Source organism: Pseudomonas peli (assembly GCF_050563605.1).
Classification (GTDB): domain Bacteria; phylum Pseudomonadota; class Gammaproteobacteria; order Pseudomonadales; family Pseudomonadaceae; genus Aquipseudomonas; species Aquipseudomonas peli_A.
On the sequence record NZ_JBNXUH010000022.1, the window covers coordinates 38,475 to 52,920 of the forward strand.

At 59.9% G+C, this 14,446-nt stretch carries 13 protein-coding genes; 4 read left to right on the plus strand and 9 right to left on the minus strand.

Annotated features, from left to right (window positions below):
• Nucleotides 1-89: 89 nt before the first annotated feature.
• Together ACQ4LH_RS18740 and ACQ4LH_RS18745 are read left to right on the plus strand one after the other, a co-directional pair.
• The gene (locus ACQ4LH_RS18740) at nt 90-449 is read left to right on the plus strand and encodes a rhodanese-like domain-containing protein (RefSeq protein WP_430698584.1); all 360 of its coding nucleotides are present in this window, start codon (nt 90-92) and stop codon (nt 447-449) included.
• Nucleotides 446-1,255 carry a c-type cytochrome gene (locus tag ACQ4LH_RS18745; RefSeq protein WP_430698585.1) on the plus strand — a complete coding sequence of 270 codons (810 nt, stop codon included), beginning with the start codon at nt 446-448 and terminating at the stop codon, nt 1,253-1,255. The genes ACQ4LH_RS18740 and ACQ4LH_RS18745 overlap by 4 nt, the downstream gene beginning before the upstream one ends.
• Before the next feature lie 1,369 nt (nt 1,256-2,624).
• Here the strand turns inward: ACQ4LH_RS18745 and ACQ4LH_RS18750 are convergent.
• The 9 genes from ACQ4LH_RS18750 to ACQ4LH_RS18790 all read right to left on the minus strand — a co-directional run bounded on the left by ACQ4LH_RS18750 (nt 2,625) and on the right by ACQ4LH_RS18790 (nt 11,703).
• Nucleotides 2,625-3,422: a transglutaminase family protein gene (locus ACQ4LH_RS18750; RefSeq protein ID WP_167140970.1), complete on the minus strand. Its 798-nt coding sequence runs from the start codon at nt 3,420-3,422 to the stop codon at nt 2,625-2,627.
• Nucleotides 3,419-4,369: an alpha-E domain-containing protein gene (locus ACQ4LH_RS18755; RefSeq protein WP_160084806.1), complete on the minus strand. Its 951-nt coding sequence runs from the start codon at nt 4,367-4,369 to the stop codon at nt 3,419-3,421. The genes ACQ4LH_RS18750 and ACQ4LH_RS18755 overlap by 4 nt, the downstream gene beginning before the upstream one ends.
• A gap of 2 nt (nt 4,370-4,371) precedes the next feature.
• Nucleotides 4,372-5,781 carry a circularly permuted type 2 ATP-grasp protein gene (locus tag ACQ4LH_RS18760; RefSeq protein ID WP_311088449.1) on the minus strand — a complete coding sequence of 470 codons (1,410 nt, stop codon included), beginning with the start codon at nt 5,779-5,781 and terminating at the stop codon, nt 4,372-4,374.
• Between the two features lie 216 nt (nt 5,782-5,997).
• Nucleotides 5,998-6,705, minus strand: a complete 708-nt coding sequence (locus ACQ4LH_RS18765) for a type 1 glutamine amidotransferase (protein ID WP_430698586.1) — start codon at nt 6,703-6,705, stop codon at nt 5,998-6,000.
• 111 nt (nt 6,706-6,816) lie between these two features.
• Complete coding sequence (locus tag ACQ4LH_RS18770) at nt 6,817-7,152, minus strand: ribonuclease E inhibitor RraB (protein WP_108490342.1); 336 nt, start codon at nt 7,150-7,152, stop codon at nt 6,817-6,819.
• 316 nt (nt 7,153-7,468) lie between these two features.
• Complete coding sequence (locus ACQ4LH_RS18775; protein ID WP_430698587.1) at nt 7,469-8,230, minus strand: SDR family oxidoreductase; 762 nt, start codon at nt 8,228-8,230, stop codon at nt 7,469-7,471.
• The gene (locus ACQ4LH_RS18780) at nt 8,231-9,160 is read right to left on the minus strand and encodes an alpha/beta hydrolase (RefSeq protein WP_430698588.1); all 930 of its coding nucleotides are present in this window, start codon (nt 9,158-9,160) and stop codon (nt 8,231-8,233) included.
• Nucleotides 9,144-10,619 (minus strand): flavin-containing monooxygenase, encoded by a 1,476-nt coding sequence (locus tag ACQ4LH_RS18785; RefSeq protein WP_430698589.1) that lies wholly within the window; start codon nt 10,617-10,619, stop codon nt 9,144-9,146. Before ACQ4LH_RS18785 ends, ACQ4LH_RS18780 begins: the two co-directional genes overlap by 17 nt.
• A 238-nt stretch (nt 10,620-10,857) precedes the next feature.
• The gene (locus ACQ4LH_RS18790; protein WP_430698590.1) at nt 10,858-11,703 is read right to left on the minus strand and encodes a glycosyltransferase; all 846 of its coding nucleotides are present in this window, start codon (nt 11,701-11,703) and stop codon (nt 10,858-10,860) included.
• 212 nt (nt 11,704-11,915) lie between these two features.
• Between ACQ4LH_RS18790 and ACQ4LH_RS18795 the strand changes: the two genes are divergently transcribed.
• Entirely contained in the window at nt 11,916-12,938 is a 1,023-nt protein-coding gene (locus ACQ4LH_RS18795) for an AraC family transcriptional regulator (RefSeq protein WP_430698591.1), read from the plus strand.
• Nucleotides 12,939-13,970: 1,032 nt separating this feature from the next.
• On the plus strand, nt 13,971-14,393 hold the full coding sequence (locus tag ACQ4LH_RS18800) for a methyl-accepting chemotaxis protein (protein ID WP_430698592.1): 423 nt from the start codon (nt 13,971-13,973) through the stop codon (nt 14,391-14,393).
• The last annotated feature ends 53 nt before the right edge of the window (nt 14,394-14,446 follow it).

Here is a 14,446-nt window from a genome sequence, read left to right on the forward strand (position 1 = left end):
GTGCGCACGGCAGCGGCAGCACAACCCCGCAACCGCTTGAAAGCTGGCGCCTGTGCTAGGGTGATTTCAATCACCCTAAGGAGCACACCATGCGCACCCTATTTGCCACCCTCAGCCTGCTGGTCAGCCTGCCTCTGCTGGCCGGCGAAGCCGAACTCAGCGCCGCCGTTGTCGCCCTGCAATCACCGGAAAGCGTGCTGATCGATGTACGCACCGCCGATGAATTCGCCGCAGGCGCATTGCCCGGAGCCGAGCAGATCGAGCACGAACAGATCACCAGCCGCATCAGAGCCCTCGCCCCGGATAAAGACACGCCGATCATCCTCTACTGCCGCAGCGGCCGCCGTTCTGGCATCGCCGAAGAAAACCTGCGCGCCATGGGCTACAGCAACCTGATCAACGCCGGCGGCTATGACGAACTGAAACTCGCCCTGGAGTCGCAGGATTGAACAAGCGCACTCTCGGTATCGCCCTGCTCGTCCTCTTACCCTTCAGCCACCTGCACGCCGCCGAACTGACCCTGGAACTGGGCAACGGCAGCCAGCGCCTGAGCAGCGCCCAACTGCTCGCCCACCCGCAGGCGCAAAGCGTCGAGATCAGCGACGACGTCAGCTACAAACGCAGCATGCGCTACCGCGCCGTGCCGTTGGCCGCGCTGCTGGAAGGCGTGCAGCCGGGCGATCACCTGCAACTGGTCGCCAGCGACGGCTTTGCTGCCGAACTCTCCGCCGCACCCGCGCTCAACCAAACCGGCAGTCGGGCTTGGCTGGCCATCGAAGACCCGGCAGAGCCCTGGCCCGCCCTAGGCAACGGCAAACCCAGCGCCGGGCCGTTCTACCTGGTCTGGCAAAACCCAGCCGCCAGCCAGATCGGCCCGGAGCAATGGCCGTTCCAACTGGCCACCATCCGTAAATTGGCCCCAGTAGCGCAGCGCTTCCCGCAACTGCTGCCAGCGGCCGACGCCAGCCCGGCGGTGCAGGCAGGTTTTGCCCAATACCAGAAGAACTGCATGGCCTGTCATCGCTTAAATGGCGCAGGCGACTCGCAATTCGGACCCGATCTGAATATTCCGCATAACCCTACCGAGTATTTCAGCGGCGATTTTCTCACCCGCTATATCCGCGATCCGCAGAGCTTGCGGCGCTGGCCACAGGGCAAGATGCCGGGGTTTTCGGTTGAGGTGTTGAGTGATAAGGAATTGGGGGAATTGGTTGAGTATTTGCGGCATATGGTGGGGAGGAAACATGCCCTATAGATACTTATCCAGTATGTATTTTCATGCAGAGGCAATATAACCATGGCACTGATCAAGACCTAGGCGCGAAAAATGAAAGTTACGGATAAATCTTATCAAGAGCATCATGTGTTTACCGACTTACAGAAACTCATGGAGTTTTACGATCAATTATCAATTTCTATATTCAGCTTTCCAAGCATGGGCACTAATGCGATATGCAGCATAGATACCTATGTCTATTCGTCGATGCAGGGAACACTGGAATCCATATCACTAACTCTAAAAGCAGGTCGAATTAACGATGCGTACGCACTGCTACGAAAATACCATGACTCCGCAATAATAAATATTTACACAAACCTATATCTTCGAAAAAATTGCAGCCCTGAAAAACTCATAATCGAAAAAATAAACAACTGGCTTCGTGGAAAAGAGACACTGCCGGAATATCGAGTACTATCTAAGTACATAAGAGAGACTGAGGATGTTCAACCCATAAGCAATGCATTTTATTCAGACGACCGATACAAAGAATTACGAAATAGATGCAACGACAACACGCACTACAATTTCTATAAACATGTAATGCTCAACGATAACCAAATTCACCTGAATAGCCGAGAAAAATGGATCACTCGACTGTCGAATGACATTCGAGATCTCGTCATACTCCATATCAGCTATGTCTTCTTCATAAACAATCACTACATGATATCAGGGGACTACATAGATGCTCTTGAATGTGGGATGCAACCGGAGGAAGGTTCTCAATATTGGGTTGCACCATTCGTGCAAAAATTCTTTGACGAAACTGTAACCCCATATCGCCCGGACATTACAGCAGTTATAAAATCTCACTCGGCAATACAACTTAAATAAGCCAGAACATGGAGCAAGCCCCCGATGATAATGTGTAACAACTCGTAGGATGGATTGAGCAACGCGATACCCATCAAATTGCCGTGGTGGAAAACGCTTCGCGGTTTTCCACCCTACAAATGGCCACGCGGACGTTGCTTTTGGTTAACCCACGCAAAATGCGCAGACGACGCCAAACGCCCCTTCAGGAGGGTGAACAGAATCGTTGTGTAGAGGGTTGAGCCGCATGGATGCGGCGAAAGGCGTAAAGGGCCAGGACGGCCCTTGTACGCCGACCCTCGGAGCAATGATTCTGTTCACGAACCCTGCCGCAGGCAGGGCCGGATGTCGGGGCTAGACCTTTTGGTTCCTTTTGGGGCAATTGCCAAAAGGGACTCGCCCGTAAGGGGCGAAACCAAAACTAGAGCCTATAACCGCTTGGTGGGTTACATGGCGCTCAAGCTCCGAGTTGCACAATCAATCTCGGATCCGCGCCACTAACCCACCCTACGAAGCCAGCGCAGCGCCCCTACTGCTGTTGCACCCGCACCAGCGGTGCAACCTCCACCTGAGCATGCATCTGCTCGATGCCACCACCCCGACGCATACCGCGTACCGGGCAAGCATCCAGATAATCCAGGCCCACGGCCAACTTCAAATGCCGCTCCGGTTTGGCCAAACAGTTGGTCACATCAAAGCTGTACCAGGCGTCGTCCAACCAGGCTTCGGCCCAGGCGTGGCTGGCCAGGTGGTCTTCGCTGTCGGTAAACAGATAACCCGACACATAACGCGCTGGAACGCCCAGGCTGCGCGCGCAGGCCAGGAAGGCGTGAGCGTGATCCTGGCAAACGCCCTTGCCGCCGGCGAAGGCTTCACTGGCGCTGGTTTCCACAGCTGTGCTGCCCGGCTGGTAACGGATATGCGCATTCAACGCATGCATCAGGTCGATCAAGCCGCTGCGGTCCGGGCGGCTGCGGCTTTGCAGTTTGGCGAATTCACGCAAGGCTTCGTCGGCTTCGGTCAGGCGGGTAAAGCGCAAAAACGGCAACGCCGACTGGCTTTCGTGTTCGGCTTCGCGCGCTTCGTCGATTTCCACCTGGCCACGGGCGCCGATGACGATGGATTCGTGCGGCTCATCCATGGTCAGCACATGCAGGATATTGCCGTAGGGGTCGAGCTGGGCGCGCACCGGGCGCGGCAGGGTCAACTCCCAGCTGAGCACCTGCTGGCGCTCGCTGTCGTGCGGAGTCATGCGCAGGTACTGGATGCTGGTACGCACCTGATCTTCATAGTGATAGGTGGTGTCGTGGCTGATGGACAGTCTCATGCGACCTCCAGGTAGGAACTTTGGATGGCTTGGCCCAGCTGGCGAACCAGCAGGATGAAATCGGTGAGCCAGGCGTGCAGGCCCTCGTCGAGTACTTCTTCGATGCTGGTGTAGCGCAGTCGCGCTTCCAGTTCGGCGGCCAGGCGCTGGGCCGGGCGGCCGTTGTCGCCGGGCAGGCTGGCGAGCATCAGGCTGAGTTCGTCCATGCAGGCGCGCAACGAACGCGGCACGTCGGCACGTAGCAGCAGCAGTTCGGAAACTTTGCGCGTACCGGGCGAGCCGCGGTAGATCTCGGCAAAGGCCTCGAACGAGGACAGTGCACGCAAAAGCGCGGTCCACTGGTAGTAGCTGCGCGCCGGGCGGCCATCGACTTCGTCGATGTCTTCGCCGAGCATTTCATAGCGCGCATCGAGCAGGCGCAGAGTGTTGTCGGCGCGCTCGATAAAGGTGCCCAGGCGGATAAAGCGGTACGGGTCGCCGCGCATGATGGTGCCGAAGGTGGCGCCACGGAACAGGTGCGAGCGCTCCTTGACCCATTCGCAGAAACGGCTGATGCCGTAGCGGCTCAGGCCTTGCTGCGCGATGCCGTGGATTTCCAGCCAGGTGGCGTTGATGTTTTCCCACATGTCGGCGGTGATCCGCCCGCGTACGGCGTGGGCGTTGCTGCGCGCGGCCTGCAGGCAGCAGTAGATGCTCGCCGGATTGGTCGCATCAAGGGCGAAGAAGTGCAACATGCGCTCGGCATGCAGCGGGCCATGGCGCTCCAGGTAATCGTCCAGGGTGCCGGTAATCAGCAGCGGCAGGGCCAGTTCTTCCAGGCCATCGCCACGCCCGTCCTGCGGCATCAGCGACAGCGAATAGCTGACTTCAAGCATGCGCGCGAGGTTTTCCGCGCGCTCCAGGTAGCGCGACATCCAGTACAGATCAGAGGCAGTTCTTGAAAGCATGGTTAGTCCTCCACCACCCAGGTATCTTTGGTGCCGCCACCCTGGGACGAGTTGACCACCAGCGAGCCTTCGCGCAGCGCGACGCGGGTCAGGCCGCCGGGGACGATGCGGGTTTCCTTGCCGGATAGAACGAACGGCCGCAGGTCGATATGGCGTGGCGCGATGCCACGCTCAACAAAGGTCGGGCAAGTCGATAGGCACAGGGTCGGTTGGGCGATATAGGCCTCGGGGCGGGCAATCAGGCGGGCGCGGAAGTCTTCGATTTCGGCCTTGGTGGCTGCCGGGCCGACCAGCATGCCGTAGCCGCCGGAGCCCTGGGTTTCCTTGACCACCAGGTGTTCCAGATTGGCCAGCACGTGGGACAGTTCGGCCGGTTTGCGGCACTGGAAGGTCGGCACGTTTTTCAGGATCGGCTCTTCGCTGAGGTAGAAGCGGATCATGTCGTCGACATAGGGATAGATGGATTTGTCGTCCGCCACCCCAGTGCCGATGGCGTTGGCCAGCACTACGTTGCCGCTGCGGTAACAGGCCAGCAGGCCCGGCACACCGAGCATGGAGTCCGGGTTGAAGGCCAGCGGGTCGAGGAAGGCGTCGTCAAGGCGGCGATAAACCACGTCCACCTGCTTGGCCCCGGCGGTGGTGCGCATAAACAGTTTGTCGTCGCGCACGAACAAGTCCGCGCCTTCAACCAGCTCCACGCCCATTTCGCGGGAGAGGAAGGCGTGCTCGAAGTAGGCACTGTTGAAGCGCCCCGGCGTCAGCACCACGACATTTGGGTTATCCAGCGGGCTGGAGGATTTCAGCGTGTCGAGCAGCAGGTTCGGATAGTGATCAATCGGCGCCACACGCTGGGCGGCGAACAGCTCGGGGAACAGACGCATCATCATCTTGCGGTCTTCGAGCATGTAGCTGACGCCGCTGGGCGTGCGCAGGTTGTCTTCCAGCACGTAGTAGCTGCCATCGCCATCGCGCACTAGGTCGACCCCGGCAATGTGGGCGTAGAGGTCGCGGTGCAGGTTGAGGCCCTGCATGGCGATCTGGTAACCCTCGTTGGCCAGCACCTGCTCGGCAGGCACGATACCGGCCTTGATGATGCGCTGATCGTGATAGAGGTCGGCGAGGAACATGTTCAGTGCCTGCACCCGCTGGATGCAGCCGCGTTCGACGATGCGCCATTCGCTGGCGGGGATGCTGCGCGGGATGATGTCGAACGGAATCAGCCGCTCGGTGCCCTGGTCGTCGCCATACAGGGTGAAGGTGATACCAGCGCGGTGAAACAGCAGGTCGGCTTCACGGCGGCGCTGGGCCAGCAGTTCATCCGGGGTATCCGCTAACCAGCGGGCAAAAGCTTGGTAATGCGGGCGGACAGCGCCACTCGCGTCGTACATCTCATCATAAAAGGTGCGGGCCATGCCGTACTCCTTGTCACCCGGACATGGAGACAGCTTTGCAAGGCCCGCGCCACACAACAAAAATGCTTTAAATCAATCACTTGAGTATTTAACCAACTAGCAACGCACCAAGCCAGGGCGCAATCGTGACCGCCGAGTCGCAGGGCGCGCCATTTTAAGGCGCGCGTTGGCTGTGGTTTGCAGCCGCCTACGTAAGCGCGGCAGGGAATGTGCGTATCAGAGCCCGGCCAGCTGCAACCAATGACGATAGAAACCTTCGGCGACGCGGTTCAGCTCGGCAACCTTGGCCGGCAGCTCATCGAGCATCTGCGCCCTGCTCTGCTGGCTGGGTTGGGTTTCATCCAGCAGGTGGTGCCAATCACCTAGCCACTGGCGCACCAGGGCTTCGTCCATTTCCGGGTGGCCTTGCAGGGCCAGCAGCTTGTCGCCCCAGGCAAACGCCTGGTTGCTGCACCAGGGGCTGCTCAGCAAAGGCTGCGCGCCCTCGGGAATGGCAAAGCTGTCGCCATGCCACTGAAAAATCGGGAACTGCGCAGGCAGGTGCTGCAGCCAGGGACTGGGCACAGCCTGATCAAGACGGTTCAGCGGCTGCCAGCCGCTTTCGGTATAGGGCATGCGGCTGATTTCTGCGCCTAGGGCCTTGGCCAAAAGCTGGCCACCCAGGCAGTGGCCGATCAGCGGGATATCGCGGCGGATAAAATGCTGCAGCGCGGCCACTTCGGTCTGCAGCCAGGGCAACGCATCGTTGACGCTCATCGGCCCACCCATAATGGCCACAGCCTTGGGGCGGTCGAGGTCGATGCCGTCCAGTTCGCCAAGATCGGCACGCAGCACCGTAAATGCGTGGCCAGCCTGCTCCAGCACCTTGCCCAGGTGGGCCGGCGGGCAGTAATCAATGTGGGTAAAAATCAGGATATCGGTCATGCGCCAAGTCTGAAGCAAAGCGCAGGCTGGGGTCGAGGGACGATTGGCTGGGGATAGTGTGCGGGGGTTGAAATGACACTGGCCAGCTTATGGCTGGCCAGTGTGCAGACTTCAGGGCTGCCTTACCTCCTGGGTAACGCCCCACCCATCTAATTTGCCGCCAAGCGGCGCCACGACGGACTCCAGGTCATGCTCGAAGTCATCGATGCCGTGATATGTCGCGAACATTACTTTACTGACTTGCAGGTGCCAGACACCGTCATCACGCTCGGTCACCAGGGCGTGTAAAGACTCACCTCGAAATTTGCGGGTCGCCATACGGGCCCGCTCCTCATCAGGGAAAAGGGCGTAGAACTCGATGGGATGGAAGCTGGCAAAGTCGAAGCCACCCTCCTTCATCCGCCGTAAAACCCCGTTACTGACATCATCGTGCAAGGCTGTGCTCATGAAGTGACCTCCTCAGGCGATGGATAAATTTACAGGACGCTAAAGAACCAACTAGGTGTCGATACTGCAGTGCAACGACCTGGTAAACGCTTTCCCATTGCTACCGCCAGAACCTCAGCGGTGTTGCGGCACCGATTGCAGTGCCGCCCGAGAATCAAGCGATCACGCTGCTTGATATGTCATAAGCCAGACCTGAAACCAGGACTGGTCAACGCAGGCTTGTTCAGAGTGAACAAGTCAGAAGCGTTAGTTGCAGACTAGTCCCATCAGACAGTCTTTGCCCAGGGAAAGTTGTTACAGCAATACATCCGGGGAATTACTCGCGGCTTAACCAAGCCATGATGCGCCGGTTAATCCAGGCCGGCGTCAACTGGCCGGACCAGTACAGCAGCTTGAATGGCAGGCTGATCGGCCGGTGTACCGCCCTGCTCCGGGTTTGCGCCCAGGCGGCCTGGGCCACGGCTTCGGCCTCAAGATTGACGCCCAGGCGGCGCAGCACCGGGGCCTGGAAGCGCTGGCTGTTAAGCATCGGCGTGCTGACAAACGGCGGCATCAGGTCGCCGACGCGGATGCCGTGCTTGGCCCATTCCAGATCCAGCGCCTCGGTCAGCCCACGCACAGCGAACTTGGAGGCCGAGTAGCTGGCCAGATGCGGCACGCCATACAGCCCTGAGGCCGAGCCCATATTGATCACCTGGGCGTCGGGCGTGGCTTTCAGGTAGGGAAAGGCCGCGTGGGTCATATTCAGCAGGCCCTGCACATTGATCTGCAGGATGCGCGCATGCTCGCTCAGTTCGATTTCCTCGAAGTGCCCGCACTGCAGAATCCCCGCGCTGTTGAACAGCAGGCGCAACTGGCCGCCATGCAGGGCGCAGAAGTCCGCCAGAGCGACCTTGACCGCCGCCGGGTCGCTTACATCCAACTCGGCATGCCAGACGTTACCCAGCTCACGGGCCAGCTTGGCCAGCGCCTGGTGGTTGATATCCAGCAAACCGACCTGCCAACCATACTGATGAAACAGCCTGGCGGTGGCCGCGCCGATCCCCGAGGCGGCCCCGGTAATCAGAATGTTGTTCACTCAGCAGCCCCGCTCACGCAGAAAGCTCACCACTTCAGCCAGGGCAAAATCGGCGGCCTTGAGCATGCCGGCATACGCCTGGAACACATGCCACAAATCCGGATACCGCTGCAGGCGCACATCCACACCGGCAGCCTTGGCCTTGTCGGCAAAGCGCAGGCTGTCATTGAGCAGAATTTCGTCTTCGCCCACCTGAATCAGCAGCGGGGCCAGGCCGTGCAGATCAGCATACTGCGGCGACATACCAGGATCGTCAGGCGCCAGCCCGACCGGGCAATACAGTGCCAACGCCTGCGCCGCCCATTTTGGATGAAGCAGTGGGTCGCCCGCCGGCGGCTCATGTATCTGCGTGAAGGAAAAATCGGTAACCGGAGAGAAACACACCAGCGCCGCCGGTTGCGGCAAACCCAGGTCACGCAAGCGCAGGCTGGTGATCAGGCTCAGGTTGCCGCCGGCCGAATCACCGCCGATCACAATCTGCTCAGGCTTGTAACCCAGCGTGATCAGTTCCTGAAACGCTGCCAACGCATCTTCGCGAGCCGCTGGGTATTGATGCTCCGGCGCCAGGCGGTAATCCAGGGCGCAGACCTCCATCTGCCCGCGCTTGGCCAGGTGCGCGCAGATCGTTCGGTGAGTGTTCGGCCCGCCGATCAGGTAAGCGCCGCCATGCAGGTAAAGCAGCACCGTACCGCGTGGGCTTTGTGGACGATGCCATTCGCACGGCCGCCCGCCCAGGGTGCCGGCGCTACGGCTGATACCACGCGGTGCCGGGCTGGCTGCGGTCAGCAAGCGCAGTACCGCGCGCTGCCCGGCAATCGGCATCGGCGGGCGCACCAGGCTTCGAAACAACAGGCGCAGGCCGGTACGCAGCACGCTGCGCAGTAACGCCTGATCGGCCGCAGGTGCGGTGAATTCAACGGGTGCATTCATAGTCATCGGGCTCCGGTGCGCGGGTCTGCAGGCGATAAGTAAAGGTATAGCCCGGCCAGTTATTGGTGCTTTTGCCGGAGGCGGTTTTGTACCAGCTTGAGCAGCCCTGCTCCCATATCGTTCGATGTGAGCTGGCCTGCACCTGCTGGTTGTAGCGCTGTTGCACCGCAGCCTTTACATCCACATAGCGTACGCCCTGCTGACGCAGCAAATCGATGCAGCCGAGCACATAACGGAACTGGCTTTCGAGCATATAGATGATCGAGTTGTGTCCCAGGTTGGTATTCGGCCCGTAAAGGATAAACAGATTGGGAAAGCCGCTGACGCTGATGCCCTTGTAGGCTTCGGCGCCGTCGCGCCAGGCCTGGCTCAGCTCCAGCCCGCCGAGGCCGAGAATCTGCATCGGTGCGAGAAGATCCGTGGCAGCAAACCCGGTGCCGTAGATCAGCACATCGCAGGGGTGCTCGCGGCCATCGGCGGTAATGATCGCCGTTGCGCTGACGCGGCTGATTGCCTCGCTGACAACTGTCACGTTGGGCTGCGCCAGGGCCGGGAAGTAATCATTGCTGATCAGGATGCGCTTGCAACCCATGGGGTAATTCGGCTGCAGCTGGGTACGCAACTGTGGATCGCTGATGTGCTGATTAAGGTGACGCTCGAAGCTGAAGCGAAACAGCTTCATCAGCCAAGGCATGCTGATAAACGCCAGGCCGCGCACTTCGTGCTGCAGGTACTTGAGGCCACGGTCGATGCGCTGCAGCCAGGGCAGCCGGCGCATTACTGCCAGCTCCCACGGCCGATAGGCGCGGTCCGGTTTGGCCAGCACATAGGCCGGCGAGCGCTGGAACAGCTGCAGCTGCGCAACCTTGGGCTGAATCTGCGGAACAAACTGAATCGCCGAGGCGCCAGTGCCGATCACCGCCACGTGCTTGCCGGTCAGGTCCAGATCATGCCGCCAGCGCGCCGAATGAAAGGCCTCACCGGCGAACTGCTCGATGCCCGGCAACGCCGGATAGGCCGGCTGGTTGAGCTGACCGCAGGCGCTGATCAGCACCTCGGCGCAGAGTTCTTCGCCATTGCTCAGGGTCACCCGCCACAGCGCCGCGGCTGCATCAAATGCGGCCGAGGCCACCTCGGCATTGCAGCGAATGCGCGAGCGCAGCTGGTACTTAGCCACGCAGTGCAGCATGTAGCCGTGGATTTCCGCCTGGGGCGCGAACTTGCGGCTCCAGTCGCTTTTCGGCTCGAAGGAAAACGAATACAAGTGCGACGGCACATCACAGGCCGCCCCCGGATAGCTGTTGTCACGCCAGGTTCCGCCGATTTCTGCGGCTTTTTCCAGCAGCAGAAAATCCTCGATACCGGCCTTCTGCAGCTGAATGGCCATGCCCAGGCCGCCAAACCCGGTGCCGACAATCAGCACGCGCAAGGGTACTGTCGAACGGGAATTGTTATGCATTGTTATCTCCCCAATTGCATCTGCCTGACTGCACAGAATGCTACTTGCCTGGGTAGATAAAGGTTATGGGATAGCCGGACAACGGATTGTGACTTTCGGACAGCCCCCATGACCACGGATGCTAAGGCTCTAGCACTAAAGGTAAATGTCCGAGCAATCGGAACACCCACAGAGCTCGAGTCAGTAATGGCAAAGTACGCCGCTCAACACTCAGTGGGCGCGGATGTGTCCGCAGCGACTACCAGAACTTCCACCAGCGTTTGGGCCGCGTCACGCGGTTGCCGGTATAGGTCTTTTGCGAAAACTTGGGGAAATCGCCAAAAGCTTCGGGCAATCGGTAGTTGTCCAAGCTGTAACCATTGTCCAGCGCTTCCTGGTAGTAACGGTCGAAGAGGCTCTGCAGGTCTTTGCGCGGATGCGCCATGACTTGGCCATCGAACCAGTGCTTTCGCCCTTCCCCGGCCAGACGCGGAATCGAGAGATAGTGAGAGAACTGGGTGCCCATATCCGAGTAGTGAAGAATCTTGATCTGCTCGATCGGGCTGTTCTCGCCATCGATATTGTTGTACTCGGTGTCAAACGGCTGAATAACACCGGTATTAACCTTGTAGTACTTTTTGAGCTGCTGGTGGGTCTCAGGTCGACCTTTGATCTCCTCGATCAGAGGCAGGTGCTTTTCAGCCGCGGCGCAGTCCCACATCGACACGCAGAACCGCCAGGACTGCTGCCCACCCTTGGCCATGACTACCTTGCCGGACTCAAAAGGTAGCTGCCAGAGTTCAGCCAGGTCGCACAGGACGATAACATCCGTGTCCATATAAATAGCCTTGCCCTGGTAGCCGCAGTAGGCCGGAATACCCCAGCGAAAGCCCGAGAACGGCGTGGTCCAGGCTTCGGTGCGCCAGCCTTGCTGCTGCTCAGGATTGGAATACCAGAAGCTTTGCGAGCCACGGGAAAGCTGCATCCAGTGGATCTCGACCGGCAAGGAGCAGTGTTTGCGGATGCTGTAGTCCAGCACCATCATTTGCTCCAAATCGCAATCGTTGGGGTCGCAGCCAACGAAAACCTTGATTACTTCCTGCATATCTTGGAGTTCCTCTGCCACTGTCTGGCTCCGCTAAAACCTATTGCACCCAGCCCTGGGAGCCGGCGGCAAATTTCGGCGTACGCTAATGCTTTGCCGCTGGCAGATCAAGCACAGCACAGCTGCCTCGGCAACTGTCTGAGCAGCCTTCGCGTAGCACACCATAGCTATGGCATATTCGATCACTCTTATTGTGACTTCCGGACAAATCCATGTCGGCCGTCCCCTACACCCTGCCACGGCGCAGCATCACCAGCGTGCAACTGCTCACCCAACTGGGCATCGACCATGGCCTGAGTGTCGAACGCTGCCTGCACAACACCGGCCTCAGCCCTCTGCAGCTGGCCGAGTTGCACAGTGAAATCGAAGGCCCGCAGGAACTGCAGTTGATCCGCAACCTGATCGACGCCCTGCCCGCGCAATACGACTTGGGCCTACAGGCCGGCCTGCGTTATCAGCTGACCACCTACGGCATCTGGGGTTATGCGCTACTCAGCAGCCAGACCTTCCGCCAGGCCGCCGACCTTGGCCTGCGTTACCTGGACCTGACCTTTGCCTTCAACCGCATCACCTTGTGCGAAGACGCCAACCAGGCGCATCTGCAGCTGGACGGCAGCCACTTGCCGGGCCAGGTGCGCGATTTTCTCCTGCTGCGCGACACCGTGGCGGTGATGGTGATTCAGCGCGAACTCACTGGCGCCAAGATTCCCCTCAGTCGGGTGCAGTTGAGCATGCCAGCGCCCGCCGATCCGACGCGTTTTGTTGAGCAATTTGGTCTGCTGCCAGAGTTTGCCTGCACGCAGAACCGCATCAGTTTTTCCCGTCATCTGCTCGACCTGCCCCTGCCCCGCGCCAATCCACACAACGCGCAACTCTGTGAGCTGCAATGCCAGGCACTGCTCGCCAAACGCCAGGTACGCAGCGGTCTGGCCGGACAGATTCGTGATCGTTTGCTGAGCACACCCGGCCGGCTACCGGATATGGAGCTGATTGCCAACGAGCTGAATATCAGCAGCCGCACCTTGCGCCGCCGCCTGGAAGATCAGGGCAGCAGCTTTCGCCAGTTGCAGGAAGAAGTACGCCAGGCTCTGGCCGAAGAGCTGCTGGCCATCGCCAGCCTGAGCCAGGAGGAGATTGCCGAACGCCTGGGCTACAGCGAGGTGTCGAACTTTCTGCATGCCTTCAAACGCTGGAAAGGCCAGACGCCCGGCCAGTACCGCCAAGCGCTGGCGTGAAAGCGCGACTGACAAGTCGTCGGCCAGGGTGGCACTTTGCCATTTCATCCGCCAAATTGGCACTTTCCACCCTCAAGCCGGCGGCCATTTACGCCGATACTGCTGAACAACCTACTGACTGGAGTTTTCATGCGACAGGGTTTCCTTGGGCAGTTCCTGCCACATGATTTGACCGACCAGGCCAGCGTTCTGTTGGCCCGCACCCTGGCCTTCAGCGGCTTATGCAGCGTAGTGATCGGCCTGTACAGCTGCATCAAATGGGGCCGCATGGGCAACGAGGCGCTGATGTACGGCTCGTTGCTGCTGGTACTGGGTATGCCGCTGATGCTGCTGGTCATGCGCAGCGCCGTGCTGCCGCTGGCCGTGGCGGCGAATATGGCGCTGGCCTGCATGGCCAGCTACTCAATGCTGCTGATCTACCAGCTGGGCGGCCTGCACTCGGCGCATATCTATTGGCCGGCGGTAATCATCGTCTTCGCCTACCTACTGGCGGGCCCGCGCAGCGCCATGGTCTGGAGCCTGGTGCAGGTACTGTTCGTGTTCTGGCTGATCCGCCTGGAACGCAGCGGTGCGAGCCTGCCGGTATTCGAACTAAGCCCCCGTGACGCCGCTGTGAACACCTACTCCGGGTTTATCCTCCCGGTGCTGACCGTGTGGCTGGCGCAGTGGTACAGCGCACAGCTGCGCAACCAGGCGCTGGCCGATGCCGAGCTGGCGCTCAACGAGTCCCGCGAGTTCGGCCAGCGCGCCGCACGCAACCAGGAACAACTTGGCGGCATCGTCGATGAAGTGCGCAGCACCGCCGGCGACCTGCTGCAAATGGCCGGTCAGCTGCAACAGACCCTTGGCGGCATTCGCCAGCGCTGCCAGAGCATCGACACCGATGTGCAACAGCAGGCCGACGCCATGCATCAACTGGATCTGGCCCTGCATGAAGTGCTGGACAGCCTGGCCTCCAGCACCGACCACATGCAACAGCTCAGCCAGGACACCCAGCACAGCAGCAGCCAGGTGAATGCCTGCGCGCAACGCATGGAGGATGCCCAGGCCAGCATGCAAGCGATTCAGCAGAGCAACCAGCGCATCGCCGAATCCATGCAGATGATCAGCGCCATCGCCCAACAGACCAACCTGCTAGCGCTTAACGCAGCCATCGAAGCGGCCCGCGCCGGCGAACATGGCCGCGGCTTTGCCGTGGTTGCCGACGAGGTGCGCAACCTCTCGCGGCGCAGTAACGAAACCGCCGATACGGTGCAGAACGTGCTGGGCCAGTCGCAGCAGATCATCGATACCGGCGCGGCCCAGGTCAGCGATGTCGGCACTGCGCTAAGCAGCAACGCCGGGCTGACCGACAACCTCTCACTCAGTTTTTTTTGTTTTTTTTTTTTTTTAACCGCCCCCGCCCCCCCCAACCCCCCCCCTGGGGGGGGGTCGTCGGCAGCGTCAGATGTTTAAAAGAACCAGCCCCCCCGCGGCGAAGTAACAAAACCGCCGATACGGTGCAGAAC

What these genes read in the sequence shown, in the direction of transcription:
- ACQ4LH_RS18790 (WP_430698590.1), bottom strand. Translation starts at nt 11,703, where the DNA reads ATGCAGGAAGTAATCAAGGTTTTCGTTGGCTGCGACCCCAACGATTGC.
- ACQ4LH_RS18780 (WP_430698588.1), bottom strand. Translation starts at nt 9,160, where the DNA reads ATGAATGCACCCGTTGAATTCACCGCACCTGCGGCCGATCAGGCGTTA.
- ACQ4LH_RS18785 (WP_430698589.1), bottom strand. Translation starts at nt 10,619, where the DNA reads ATGCATAACAATTCCCGTTCGACAGTACCCTTGCGCGTGCTGATTGTC.
- ACQ4LH_RS18750 (WP_167140970.1), bottom strand. Translation starts at nt 3,422, where the DNA reads ATGAGACTGTCCATCAGCCACGACACCACCTATCACTATGAAGATCAG.
- ACQ4LH_RS18740 (WP_430698584.1), top strand. Translation starts at nt 90, where the DNA reads ATGCGCACCCTATTTGCCACCCTCAGCCTGCTGGTCAGCCTGCCTCTG.
- ACQ4LH_RS18755 (WP_160084806.1), bottom strand. Translation starts at nt 4,369, where the DNA reads ATGCTTTCAAGAACTGCCTCTGATCTGTACTGGATGTCGCGCTACCTG.
- ACQ4LH_RS18770 (WP_108490342.1), bottom strand. Translation starts at nt 7,152, where the DNA reads ATGAGCACAGCCTTGCACGATGATGTCAGTAACGGGGTTTTACGGCGG.
- ACQ4LH_RS18760 (WP_311088449.1), bottom strand. Translation starts at nt 5,781, where the DNA reads ATGGCCCGCACCTTTTATGATGAGATGTACGACGCGAGTGGCGCTGTC.
- ACQ4LH_RS18795 (WP_430698591.1), top strand. Translation starts at nt 11,916, where the DNA reads ATGTCGGCCGTCCCCTACACCCTGCCACGGCGCAGCATCACCAGCGTG.
- ACQ4LH_RS18765 (WP_430698586.1), bottom strand. Translation starts at nt 6,705, where the DNA reads ATGACCGATATCCTGATTTTTACCCACATTGATTACTGCCCGCCGGCC.
- ACQ4LH_RS18800 (WP_430698592.1), top strand. Translation starts at nt 13,971, where the DNA reads ATGGAGGATGCCCAGGCCAGCATGCAAGCGATTCAGCAGAGCAACCAG.